The organism is Actinomadura sp. GTD37 (genome assembly GCF_041951365.1).
GTDB lineage: Bacteria > Actinomycetota > Actinomycetes > Streptosporangiales > Streptosporangiaceae > Spirillospora.
This window is the reverse complement of sequence record NZ_JBGNUS010000006.1, coordinates 552,602-564,065: the sequence shown is the minus strand read 5'-3', so window position 1 is coordinate 564,065 and position 11,464 is coordinate 552,602. Positions and strand designations below refer to the sequence as shown.

Sequence of the window (11,464 nt, the reverse complement as noted above, 5' to 3'; positions counted from 1 at the left end):
TCAAGGGCATGACGAACACGCAGCTGGAGAACGGACTGACCCTCGTCCTCGGCGGGACCGGCAAGACCGGCCGCCGGGTGGTGGAGCGGCTGGAGGCCCTGGAGGTCCCGGTCCGGATGGGATCGCGGTCGGCGTCGCCGGCCTTCGACTGGGAGGACGAGGCCACGTGGGCGCCCGTCCTGCGGGGCGTCGAGAAGGTGTACCTGTCCTACTACCCCGACCTGACGGCGCCCGGCGCGCGGGAGGCCATCCGCGGCTTCACGGCGAAGGCGGTGGAGGCGGGGGTGCGGTGCGCGGTGCTGCTGTCGGGGCGCGGCGAACCCGAGGCGCGGGAGTGCGAGGAGATCGTCCGGGCGTCGGGCCTGGAGTGGACGGTCGTGCGGGCGAGCTGGTTCGCCCAGAACTTCAGCGAGGACTACCTCCTCGACCCGGTCCGCGCCGGCGAGGTCGCCCTGCCGGTGGGCGAGGTCCCCGAGCCCTTCGTGGACGCCGGCGACATCGCGGACGTGGCCGTCGCGGCGCTCACCTCCGCCGGCCACGCGGGCGAGGTGTACGAGGTGACCGGCCCCCGCGCGCTCACCTTCGCCGAGGCGGTCGCCGAGATCGGCCGCGCGGCCGGCCGCGAGATCGCCTTCGTCCCGGTCGCCGCGGCCGACTACGCGGCGGTCCTCGGGCGGCACGGTGTGCCCGGCGAGCTCATCGAGTTCCTGACGCACCTGTTCACGACCGTGCTGGACGGGCGCAACGCGCTGCCCGCCGACGGCGTCCGGCGGGCGCTGGGCCGCGCGCCCCGCGACTTCGCCGAGTACGCGCGGGAGACCGCGGCCAGCGGCGTTTGGAACGGATCGGAGTGACGATGCGGGCCTCTCTCGCGGGGATCTCGGCGACCCTCTCCCTGATCATGGCGGCCGGCATGGCCGGGACGTTCTTCGGCTTCTCGACCGGCGTGATGCCGGGCCTGAACGCGGCCAGGCCGGGGGCGGCGATCGATGCCATGCAGGGCATCAACCAGAGGATCCGGAATCCGCTGTTCATCGCGATGTTCATGCTGGTCCCGGTGCTGGCGGCCGCGGCGGGGGTGTTGCTGCTGACCCTGGACCGCAAGCCCGCGGCCATCCTGTTCTTCGCGGCGGCGGCCGTGTACCTCGCCGGGGCGCTCGTCCCGAGCTTCGCGGTGAACATCCCGCTGAACAACGACCTGGACGGCGTGACGGTCCCGGGGGACGCGGGCGAGGCGGCGAGGATCTGGTCGGACTACTCCGGCCGCTGGACCGCCTGGAACAACGTCAGGGCGGTGTTCAGCTGGGCGAGCCTCCTCGCGATGGCCCTCGGCGTCTACCTCTGGGGGAAGGACGGCTGACGTCGGGAGGCGGCCCGCGTCCCGTTCCGGGGCGCGGGCCGCCTCGTCGTTCCTGCCGGCCGTCCTACCAACCGGCACACGGCGGGGCGCCGCTCTCAAGCCGCTCGCCGCACACCCGCGCCATGCTCACGGCAGGAGCAGGCCCCAGTGGAGCGCCCAGGGGACGAACGCGGCGCCGGCGGCGAGCAGCAGCCCGAGGCGGACGCGCTCGCCCGCCGGGACGGTGCGCCCCGCGCGCCGCCACGCCGCCGCGGTGGCGATCCCGGCGGCGACCGCGGCCACCGCGAGCGCCTGGAGCGCCAGCCAGGGCAGGGGCCGCCCGGCCACGAGCGGTCCCGGGTCCGGGGCGCGTCCGGCGGCCAGGTAGAGGAGGTACACGACGGGCGCGAAGGCGGCGACGAGACCCGCGCCGGCGAGGAGCGGCGCCCAGCGGCTGACGGGGGCGGCCCGCCGTCCCCGCAGCCTCCGCACGAGGGCCGTCAGCGGGTACGCGGTGAACGCCGCGGCGAACAGCGCGGCGGCCGCGAGCTGCACCCAGCCCGACTCCCACCAGGCGAGGGGGCGCAGGGGAGTGCTGGCGTACTCCTGCCGGGGCGGGGGCGCGGTGTCGGCGTCCGGCAGCTTCCCGCCGGTCACGTCGCCGACCCACCGGCCGACGAGGTCGGCGTAGCCGGGGGCCAGCGCCTCTCCGCGGGTGAGCCCGCCGTCCGGCGTCCGGTGCGCCGCGTGGTCGGCGTCGGGGAAGAAGCGGAAGGTGTAGTGGGTGTTGCCGCCCCGCCGGAGGGCCCGCGCGAACAGCGGCGGGTTCTCCTCGGGCGGGGTCTGCAGGTCGTGGCCGCCCCACACGCCGAGCAGCGGCTGCCGGACCCGTTGCAGGACGCCCTGGGCGTCGAAGTGGGCCTCGGCGAACAGCCCGGCGTCGGCCGCCAGCCGGGCGAGCGCGGGCTTGCCGCGGTCGAGCAGCGAGCCGGACACGCCCGCCCGGCGCAGCGCGGAGACCTCGTTCCAGTTCTGCTGCCGGAGCGGGGTCATGGCGTTGCCGCCCACCACGATGACGAACGCGACGTCCGCGGAGCGGGACGCGGCCAGCGGCGCCACCCAGCCGCCCTCGCTGAGCCCGTACAGCCCGACCTTCGCGGGGTCGACGCCGGGCCGCGCCCGCAGGGCCGCCGCGCCCGCGAGCGCGTCGTCGGCGAGGACGGAGTAGTCGCGGTGGAAGTCGGTGTAGCCCTCCGACCGCTTGTCGTAGATCAGCACGGCGAGGCCCCGGCGGGCGAACTCGACGGCCTCGGTGCGCAGGTGCTCGCGCGGCACGCCGGCTCCCGACCCGGTGACGAGGACGACGCCGGGCCGGGGCGGGCCCTGCTTCGCCGGGGCCAGGACGGTGCCGCGCAGGGTGAGCCCGCCGGCCCCCTGGAAGCTCACTTCGGCGGAGGTCAGCCCGGACGGGGCGGGCACCGGCCCGGACCGGGCGGCGGTCGCCCATGCGGGCGCCGGGCCCAGCGCGCACAGCGCCAGCAGCGCCAGCGCGACGGTCATCACTGTTCTCATGGCGACGACCGTAGGACTACAGAGAAAGGTCTGCAAAGAGTTCTCTGCAAAGATGGCTCTGGAGTACTAGGCTGCTCCCCATGGAGGACGACGCCGGGCGCGTGACCGAACCCGTGATCCTGGACGACCCGGGCCGGATCAAGGCGCTGAGCCATCCGCTGCGCCGCCGGATCCTGCACCGGCTCCGGGTGCACGGGCCCGCGACGTCCACGACGATCGGGGAGGCGCTCGGCGCCAACACCGGCACGACCAGCTACCACCTGCGGCAGCTGGAGAAGTACGGGTTCATCGAGGAGATCGCGGAGCGGTCCGCCGGCCGGGAGCGGTGGTGGCGCCCCGCCGCGGGGCCGCGCGACCTCCGCACGCCCGCCCCGGAGTCCCTGCCGCCCGAGGACCGGCCCGTCCTCGCCGAACTGCTCCGGATCGGCCACGCCGAGGACATGGAGCTGCTCGCCGGGCTGCCGGCGGCCTACGAGCGGGAGCGGACGTGGGCGCTGCTGTCGCGCGGCTTCGCCCACATGACCGAGGCGGGCCTCGCCGAGTTCTTCGAGGACTACATCCGGCTCCTGCACCAGCACGCCCACCGGCGGGAGGACGCGCCGCCCGGCGCGCGTCCCGTCCACATCCGGCTCTTCACCCTGCCCGCCGACGGCGACTGAGCCCGCCCCGGGCTTACGATCACTGGATGGCCGGTGTCTTCGCGATCAGCGACCTGCATGTGGGCTTTCCCGAGAACCGCGCGTTCGCCGAGGGGCTGCGGCCCGCGTCCGCGGACGACTGGCTGATCGTCGCGGGCGACGTCGCCGAGCGGTTCGCCGACGTCGAGTGGACGCTGCGCACGCTCCGCGACCGCTACGCCACCGTGATCTGGGTCCCCGGCAACCACGAGCTGTGGACGGTCAAGGACGATCCCGTGCGGCTGCGCGGGGAGGCCCGCTACCGGCGGCTCGTCGACATGTGCCGCGGCCTGGGCGTGCTCACCCCGGAGGACCCGTACCCCGTCTGGGACGGCGAGGGCGGCCCCGTGACGATCGCGCCGCTGTTCATCCTCTACGACTACACGTTCCGCCCGGACGGGACGTCCACCAAGGAGGAGGCCCTGGAGGTCGCGCACGAGGCGGGCGTCGTGTGCACCGACGAGGTCTACCTCCATCCCGACCCGCACCCGACGCGGGACGCGTGGTGCGGCGCCCGCGTCGCCTACACCGAGGAGCGCCTGGCCTCCCTCGCGCCGGGGACGCGGACCGTGCTCGTCAACCACTGGCCGCTCGTCCGCGAGCCCACGCGCGTCCTGTGGTACCCGGAGTTCGCGCAGTGGTGCGGCACCGAGCGCACCGCCGACTGGCACGGCAGGTTCGGCGCGGTGTCGGTCGTGTACGGGCACCTGCACATCCCCCGGACGATCTGGACCGGCGGCGTCCCGCACATCGAGGTGTCGGTCGGCTACCCGCGCGAGTGGCGGAAACGGGGCGAGGCGCCGCGCGGCCCGCGCCGCGTCCTGCCCGTCCCGGAGACGGACTGACGGGCCGGAGGGCCCGCGGGCCCCCGGGTCACCGCTTGCCCGGCACCATGCCCGCGGCGGCGAGCGACAGCAGCCGCCCGGCGGCCTCCGGCTCCCGCTCGGTGGCCGCCGCGATCGCGCCGGTGAGCCACAGCACGTCGGCGAACGCGGCGCCCGCGGGCGCGTCCCCGGCCCGCTGCGCGCGGGCGAACAGCGCCTCGCCCGCCTCGCACATCGCCCGGCGCGAGCGGGCCGGCTCCGGCGGCTCGTCCCGCAGCGACACCACCGCCGAGGCCGCGAGTCCGCGGAACACCGTGACCCGCGACACGAACGCCCGCAGCCACGTCATCAGCGCCTCGCCGGGCGCGGGCGAGACCAGCAGGTCGCGGGCCGCTCCGGCCAGCTCCTCGTAGGCGTCGGCGAGGATCGCCTCCAGCAGGTGCCGGCGGGTCGGGAAGTGGCGGTACAGCGTCCCGATGCCGACGCCGGCGAGCCGGGCGACGCCCTCCAGGGACGCGTCCGCCCCGCCGCGCTCGAACGTCTCGCGGGCCGCGGCGAGCAGTCGCGCCCGGTTGCGGCGCACGTCGGCGCGCACCGCCCGGGCGGGAGCCGTCGGCGTGTCGTCGCTGGTCACGTGGGTCGTCGGTCCTTTCCCGGCGGGTACGGGCCTGCGGCGATTCGGGGGGATCCGCGGCTTTGGAACGGTCCCTCGATAGTAGCCGCGCCGGGTGGCCGGACCCGCCCCGGGATGCGTCGGCCCGCCGCGGACGGCGCCCCGGCGGGCCTGCGGTGACCTGCGGAATCCCGGTCAGGACGGGCCCGGAGCGGCGGGTGGGCCCGCCCGCCGGCCGCCCGGGACTCGGCCGCTTTCTCCTTCATCCAGGCGGCCCTTTCCGCGTCGCGGTGCGGGGGTGGTGCGCGGCGGCCGCGGGGGTCGGGCAAGATGGACGGGTGGTGACGGTGCCCCGGATCGGTGTGACGGCGAAGGACGCCCTGCCCGCGGCGCTGCTGGCGGGGATCGCGGCGCTGGTGGCCGTGGTGTGGCCCGGCGTCCGGGAGCTCGACGCCGCCGGGGCGCTGCTGCTCGTCGCGGCGCACGCGCCGCTCGCGGTGATCAGGCGGTGGCCGGCGCCCGGCCTGGTCGCCCTGGTGATCCTCGTGCTGCCCTACCACCTGGCGCAGTACCAGCACCACGCGCTGGTGCCCGCCGAGGTCGTCGCGCTGTTCGCCTACGCCGTCCTCGGACGGCGGGTGCGGATCGTCCTCACCGTCGCCGCGTTCCTGCTGGCCGTCTGCGTGCTCGGCATGGCGATGCGGGCCGGGGGCGGCTCCGTCCGCGAGCAGATCGCCGTCATCGAGGCCGTGGTGGCCGTGGTCATCGCCGTCCAGGTGTGGCGGGTGCACCGGGCGCGGCTCGCGACGATCACCGAGCGGGCCGAGCGCGCCGAGCGCACGCGCGAGGAGGAGGCCCGGCGGCGGGTCGCCGAGGAGCGCCTGCGGATCGCCCGCGACCTGCACGACCTGCTCGCGCACAGCATCACGCTGATCGGCGTGCGGGCCGGCGCCGCGGCCCACCTGCTGCGCGGCGACCGGCCGCTGGACCGCGCCGAGCTGGCCGACGCGCTCGCCGCGATCGCCGGCACCTGCCGGGACGCCCGGACGGAGCTGCGCGGCACCCTCCAGGTCCTGCGCGGCACCGACGTGCAGCCGGCCGGGACGCCGCCCGGCCCGCAGGGCGTCGGCGACCTCGTCCGCGCCGCGCGCGGCGGCGGGATCGACGTTGACCTGTCGGAGGACGGCGTCGGGACGCTGCCGCCGGAGATCGGCGTCGCCGCGTACCGGATCGTCCAGGAGGCCCTGACCAACGTTGTCAAGCACGCCGCCGCGGAGCGCGCCGCGGTGAGCCTCGCGCGGGCCGGCGGCGGGCTCGTCGTGCGGGTCGCCGACGACGGGAGGGGGCCGTCCGGCGGCGCCCCCGAGGGCTTCGGGATCCTCGGGATGATCGAGCGCGCGCGCAGCGTCGGCGGCACGCTGGACGCGGGCCCGGGGGAGCGCGGCGGGTTCGTCGTCACCGCCGTCCTCCCGCTCGCGGACGCCGTCGGCCGCTCGGCGGCGAAATAGGGCGGGACCCGGCGGCGGCGGCGCGGCGCCGATCTCCCCGGTGAAATGTGATGAACGCCATCCCGGGCCACGGGCCGGGCCGGACTCCGCGCGGGCGCCGCACGGCCTCCGCGCGGTGCCCCGCACCCCCGGCCTGGCTCCCGCACGGCCGCCCCGGCGGGGATTCCGCCCGGCTCGACCCGTCCGACGGGAATCTCCCAACGCCGCCGGCCGGCGGCGGGCGGCGCCCTGCCCGTCCTCGCCCGCCGAGGCTCCGCCCGGCGTTCGCGCTCGCCGGGGCGGACGCTCCCGGGGGCTTTCAAACCCTTACCGGTAGGGTCAGGATCAAGGGGACCAGGGGAGGCGAACGCGTCAGTGAGCACACTGCAGGAGGCCCCGCAGGACCGGATCCTCACGGTGCCGAACATCCTGAGCCTGGCGCGGCTGGTCGGCGTCCCGCTGTTCCTGTGGCTCGTCCTCGCCGAGGCCGACTGGTGGGCGCTCGGCGTGCTCGTGTTCGCCGGCCTGTCCGACTGGCTGGACGGCAAGCTGGCGCGCGCGCTGAACCAGACCAGCAGGCTCGGGACGGTGCTCGACCCGGCCGCCGACAGGCTCTACATCCTCGCCACGCTCATCGGGCTCACCATCCGCGACATCATCCCGCTGTGGCTGGTGGTCCTGCTGGTCGCCCGGGAGTTCGCGATCCTGCCGATCGCGCCGATCGTCCGGCGGCTGGGGTACGGCGGGACGCTGCCCGTCCACTTCATCGGCAAGGCGGGCACCATGTGCCTGCTGTACGCCTTCCCGCTGCTGCTGCTGGGCGACCACGACGGCGGCGCGGGGACGGCGGCGAAGGTCGCCGGATGGTCCTTCGCCATCTGGGGGACGGGCCTGTACTGGTGGGCGGCCGTCCTGTACTGGGCGCAGACGCGGCAACTGGTGCTGGCCGGCCGCGCCGCGCCCCCGGCCCCCGGGGCGGAACCGGGGCCGGGCGGCCCCGCACCGGACGGGGCCGGTCCGGGGGCGGAACCGGCGGCCGGCGACCAGAAGGGAGCTGAGACCCCCCGATGAAGGCCGTCGTGATGGCGGGAGGCGAGGGGACGCGGCTGCGTCCGATGACCGCCAACCAGCCCAAGCCGCTGCTGCCGCTCGTCAACAGGCCGATCATGGAGCACGTGCTCCGGCTGCTGAAGCGGCACGGGTTCTCCGAGACCGTCGTCACCGTCCAGTTCCTGGCCGCGCTGATCCGCAACTACTTCGGCGACGGCGAGGAGCTCGGCATGTCGCTGAGCTACGCGACCGAGGAGATCCCGCTCGGCACCGCCGGCAGCGTCAAGAACGCCGAGGAGGCGCTGCGCGACGACCGCTTCCTCGTCATCTCCGGCGACGCGCTCACCGACATCGACCTCACCGACATGGTGCGGTTCCACAAGGAGAACGACGCGCTCGTCACGATCGGGCTGAAGCGGGTCCCGAACCCGCTCGAATTCGGCATCATCATCGTGGACGACGAGGGCCGCGTGCAGCGGTTCCTGGAGAAGCCCACCTGGGGGCAGGTGTTCTCCGACACCGTCAACACCGGCATCTACGTGATGGAGCCCGAGGTCCTCGAACACGTCGCCGAGGGCGAGTCCGTCGACTGGTCCGGGGACGTCTTCCCGAAGCTCCTCGCCGAGGGCGCGCGCCTGTTCGGGTACGTGGCCGACTGCTACTGGGAGGACGTCGGCACCCACGAGAGCTACCTCAAGGCCCAGGCCGACATGCTGTCCGGGCAGGTCGGCATCGAACTGGACGGCTTCGAGATGTCGCCGGGCGTATGGGTCGCCGAGGGCGCCGAAGTGGACGCCGAGGCCGTCCTCAAGGGCCCGCTCTACATCGGCGACTACGCGAAGGTCGAGGCGGGCGTCGAACTGCGCGAGTACACCGTCCTCGGCAGCAACGTCGTCGTGAAGGAGGGCGCGTTCCTGCACCGGGCCATCGTCCACGACAACGTGTTCGTCGCGCCGTCGACGAACCTGCGCGGCTGCGTCATCGGCAAGAACACCGACATCATGGCCGGCGCCCGCGTCGAGGAGGGCGCGGTCATCGGGGACGAGTGCGTCATCGAGGCCGAGGCGTACGTCTCCAGCGGCGTGAAGGTCTACCCGTTCAAGACCATCGAGGCCGGCGCGGTCGTGAACACCAGCGTGATCTGGGAGTCGCGCGGGCAGCGCAACCTCTTCGGGCCGCGCGGCGTGTCCGGGCTCGTCAACGTGGAGATCACGCCCGAGCTGGCGGTACGGCTCGCGAGCGCCTACGCGACGACCCTGAAGAAGGGGACGACGGTCGTCACCGGCCGCGACGTCTCCCGCGCCGCCCGCACCCTCAAGCGCGCCGTGAACAGCGCGCTGACCGCCAGCGCCATCAACGTCCACGACCTTGAGGCGACCCCGCTGACCGTCGCCCGGTTCGAGACCGGCCGCGAGGACGCCGTCGGCGGCATCTACATCCGCACCACGCTCGGCGACCCGCAGGGCGTCGACATCCTGTTCCTGGACGCGGGCGGCGCCGACCTGTCCCAGGCCGCGCAGCGCAAGCTGGAGCGCGTCTTCGGCCGCCAGGAGTACCGCCGCGCGTTCCCCGGCGAGATCGCCGAGCTCACCTACCCGCCGCGCGTCGTGGAGACCTACACCCGCGACCTGCTGCGCCGCGTCGACATCCGCGGCGTCCGCGAGGCCGGGCTGAAGATCGTCCTGGACTGCGCGGGCGGCGTCGCCTCGCTCGTCCTGCCGAACCTGCTCGGCAAGGTCGGCGTGGAGGTCCTCACCCGCAACGCCGGGCTGGACGAGGCCAACCCGACCGAGACGCTCGCCGAGCGGATGCGCGACCTGGAGCGGCTCGGCGAGCTGGTCTCGTCGTCGCGGGCCGCGTTCGGCGTCCGGTTCGACCCGGTGGGCGAGCGGATCTCCCTGGTGGACGAGAACGGCGAGCTGGTCGGCGACGACCGCGCCCTGCTGGTGATGCTCGACCTGGTCGCGGCCGAGCGGCGCGGCGGCAAGGTGGCGCTGCCGGTCACGACGACGCGCGTCGCCGAGCAGGTGTGCCGGTTCCACGGCGTCCAGGTGGAGTGGACGTCGACCTCGCAGGACGTCCTCACCAAGGCCGCCGCGCAGCCCAGCGTGATCTTCGCGGGGGACGGCCGCGGCGGCTTCCTCATGCCCGAGTTCAGCGGGACGGTCGACGGGATCGCGGCGTTCGTCCGCCTCGTCGGGCTCGTCGCGCGGACGCGGCTGACGCTGTCGCAGATCGACCGCCGCATCCCCGACGCGCACCTCCTGCGCCGCTCCGCCCCGACCCCGTGGGCGGCGAAGGGCAGTGTGATGCGGCACGTCGTGGAGGCCGCCGGGGACCGCACGATCGACACCACCGACGGCGTCCGCGTGGTGCAGGGCGACGGCCGCTGGGTCCTCGTCCTGCCCGACCCGGCGGAGGCGGTCACCCACCTGTGGGCCGAGGGCCCGGACGCGGACGCCGCCCAGGCGCTCCTGGAGGAATGGGCCGCCGTCGTCGAACGCGCCGGCTCCTGACCCCGCCCGGCCCCGCCGCACCGCGCTTCCGACCGGCCGCCCGGTCAGTCGACGGGCACGTCGTCGGGTGCGCCGGCGGCGATCTCGGCGAGCACGTCCAGAGCGCGCGCCAGGGCGTCCAGGGGCGGTGAGGCCAGGCCGAGGCGGACCGCGCGGGGCGCGGCGCCCGCCCCCGCGACGAAGGCGGCGGCGGGGGTGACGGCGATACCGCGCCGCGCGGCCGCCGCCACGAACGTCTCCGCGCGCCACCGCGGAGGCAGGTCCCACCAGCAGAAGTACGAGCACGGGGCGGAGCGGACGGCGGCGCCCGCGAGGCGTTCGGCGACGATCCGCCGCCGGGCCGCGGCGTCCGCGCGCTTGGCGCGGACGACCGCGTCGACGGTCCCGTCGGAGATCCAGCCGGTCGCCGCGTCCAGCGCGAAGCGCGCCGGGCCCCAGCCGCCCGAGCGCAGCGCGGCCGCGACCCGTCCGGCGAGCCCGGCGGGCGGGACGGCGAACCCGAGGGTCAGGCCCGGGGCGAGGCGCTTGGACAGGCTGTCGACGAGCACGGTGCGCCCCGCCGCCGCGCTCGCGAGCGGCGGCGGCGCGTCCGCGGGGAGGAACGCCCAGACCCGGTCCTCGATCGCGTTGAGCCCGAGCCGCTCCAGGGCGCCCGCGATCTCGACGCGGCGGCGCCACGGCATCGTCGTCCCGCACGGGTTGTGGAGCGTCGGCTGGACGTAGAGCGCGCCGAGCGGGGCGGCGCGGTGCGCGTCGGCGAGGGCGTCGGGGCGCAGCCCGTGCTCGTCGGCCGCGACCGGGACGAGCGTGACGCCGAGCCGGGCCGCGACGCCCTTGACGACGGGGTAGGTCAGCGCCTCGACGGCGAGCCGCCCGCCCGGCGGGACGAGCGCCGCCACGGCGCCCGCGATCGCCTGCCGGCCGTTCCCGGCGAACAGCACCCGCGACGGGTCGGGGCGCAGCCCCGGCGCGGTCAGCAGCGCCGCCGCGGCCTCTCGGGCGGCCGCGGTCCCCGCGACGCCCACGGGGCCGAGCGCCGCGTTCAGGACGTCCGGCCGCAGCAGCCGCTCCATCCCGGCGGCCAGCAGCGCGTTCTGCTCCGGGACCGCGGGCTGGCTCAGCTCCAGGTCGACGCGCGCCCCGGCCGGCTCCGCCAGCGCCGGGGCGGGCGCCCGCTCGGCGGCGCGGACGAACGTGCCGCGGCCGACCTCGCCGACCACGAGACCGCGCCTGCCCAGCTCCCGGTACACGCGGCTCGCCGTCGAACCGGCGATGCGGCGCCGCCGGGCGAAGGCGCGCTGCGGCGGGAGGCGGTCGCCCGGCCGCAGCCGACCCGCCGCGATGGCGGCGGCCACCTCGTCCGCGATCCGGCGGAAGTCCTCCATG

At 75.9% G+C, this 11,464-nt stretch carries 10 protein-coding genes; 7 read left to right on the top strand and 3 right to left on the bottom strand.

What is annotated here, in order from left to right; genetic code table 11:
* Window positions 1–8 precede the first annotated feature (8 nt).
* Complete coding sequence (locus tag ACA511_RS30150) at window positions 9–854, top strand: NAD(P)H-binding protein (RefSeq protein WP_375028031.1); 846 nt, start codon at window positions 9–11, stop codon at window positions 852–854.
* A gap of 2 nt (window positions 855–856) precedes the next feature.
* The gene (locus ACA511_RS30145; RefSeq protein WP_375028030.1) at window positions 857–1,360 is read left to right on the top strand and encodes a DUF1772 domain-containing protein; all 504 of its coding nucleotides are present in this window, start codon (window positions 857–859) and stop codon (window positions 1,358–1,360) included.
* A gap of 126 nt (window positions 1,361–1,486) precedes the next feature.
* Here ACA511_RS30145 and ACA511_RS30140 read toward each other — a convergent pair whose 3' ends face one another.
* Window positions 1,487–2,911, bottom strand: a complete 1,425-nt coding sequence (locus tag ACA511_RS30140) for an alpha/beta hydrolase family protein (protein ID WP_375028029.1) — start codon at window positions 2,909–2,911, stop codon at window positions 1,487–1,489.
* 80 nt (window positions 2,912–2,991) lie between these two features.
* Here ACA511_RS30140 and ACA511_RS30135 point away from each other — a divergent pair, with 80 nt between their 5' ends.
* The gene (locus tag ACA511_RS30135; protein WP_375028027.1) at window positions 2,992–3,570 is read left to right on the top strand and encodes a helix-turn-helix domain-containing protein; all 579 of its coding nucleotides are present in this window, start codon (window positions 2,992–2,994) and stop codon (window positions 3,568–3,570) included.
* Between the two features lie 26 nt (window positions 3,571–3,596).
* Window positions 3,597–4,433: a metallophosphoesterase family protein gene (locus ACA511_RS30130; RefSeq protein ID WP_375028026.1), complete on the top strand. Its 837-nt coding sequence runs from the start codon at window positions 3,597–3,599 to the stop codon at window positions 4,431–4,433.
* Window positions 4,434–4,461: 28 nt separating this feature from the next.
* On the opposite strand, the gene ACA511_RS30125 is transcribed toward ACA511_RS30130, so the two are convergent.
* Complete coding sequence (locus tag ACA511_RS30125) at window positions 4,462–5,046, bottom strand: TetR/AcrR family transcriptional regulator (protein ID WP_375028025.1); 585 nt, start codon at window positions 5,044–5,046, stop codon at window positions 4,462–4,464.
* A 317-nt stretch (window positions 5,047–5,363) separates the two neighbouring features.
* Here ACA511_RS30125 and ACA511_RS30120 point away from each other — a divergent pair, with 317 nt between their 5' ends.
* The 3 genes from ACA511_RS30120 (at window position 5,364) to ACA511_RS30110 (ending at window position 10,078) form a co-directional block, all read left to right on the top strand.
* Window positions 5,364–6,533, top strand: a complete 1,170-nt coding sequence (locus ACA511_RS30120) for a sensor histidine kinase (protein WP_375028024.1) — start codon at window positions 5,364–5,366, stop codon at window positions 6,531–6,533.
* A 354-nt stretch (window positions 6,534–6,887) separates the two neighbouring features.
* Window positions 6,888–7,583, top strand: coding sequence for a CDP-alcohol phosphatidyltransferase family protein (locus tag ACA511_RS30115; RefSeq protein ID WP_375028023.1), 696 nt, complete (start codon window positions 6,888–6,890; stop codon window positions 7,581–7,583).
* Window positions 7,580–10,078, top strand: a complete 2,499-nt coding sequence (locus ACA511_RS30110; protein ID WP_375028022.1) for a sugar phosphate nucleotidyltransferase — start codon at window positions 7,580–7,582, stop codon at window positions 10,076–10,078. Before ACA511_RS30115 ends, ACA511_RS30110 begins: the two co-directional genes overlap by 4 nt.
* Before the next feature lie 44 nt (window positions 10,079–10,122).
* On the opposite strand, the gene ACA511_RS30105 is transcribed toward ACA511_RS30110, so the two are convergent.
* Window positions 10,123–11,463 carry a PLP-dependent aminotransferase family protein gene (locus tag ACA511_RS30105; protein WP_375028021.1) on the bottom strand — a complete coding sequence of 447 codons (1,341 nt, stop codon included), beginning with the start codon at window positions 11,461–11,463 and terminating at the stop codon, window positions 10,123–10,125.
* Window position 11,464 lies beyond the last annotated feature (1 nt).

Coding starts and splice junctions, on each gene's coding strand:
- ACA511_RS30140 (WP_375028029.1), bottom strand. CDS start 2,911: ATGAGAACAGTGATGACCGTCGCGCTGGCGCTGCTGGCGCTGTGCGCG.
- ACA511_RS30110 (WP_375028022.1), top strand. CDS start 7,580: ATGAAGGCCGTCGTGATGGCGGGAGGCGAGGGGACGCGGCTGCGTCCG.
- ACA511_RS30150 (WP_375028031.1), top strand. CDS start 9: ATGACGAACACGCAGCTGGAGAACGGACTGACCCTCGTCCTCGGCGGG.
- ACA511_RS30135 (WP_375028027.1), top strand. CDS start 2,992: ATGGAGGACGACGCCGGGCGCGTGACCGAACCCGTGATCCTGGACGAC.
- ACA511_RS30145 (WP_375028030.1), top strand. CDS start 857: ATGCGGGCCTCTCTCGCGGGGATCTCGGCGACCCTCTCCCTGATCATG.
- ACA511_RS30130 (WP_375028026.1), top strand. CDS start 3,597: ATGGCCGGTGTCTTCGCGATCAGCGACCTGCATGTGGGCTTTCCCGAG.
- ACA511_RS30105 (WP_375028021.1), bottom strand. CDS start 11,463: ATGGAGGACTTCCGCCGGATCGCGGACGAGGTGGCCGCCGCCATCGCG.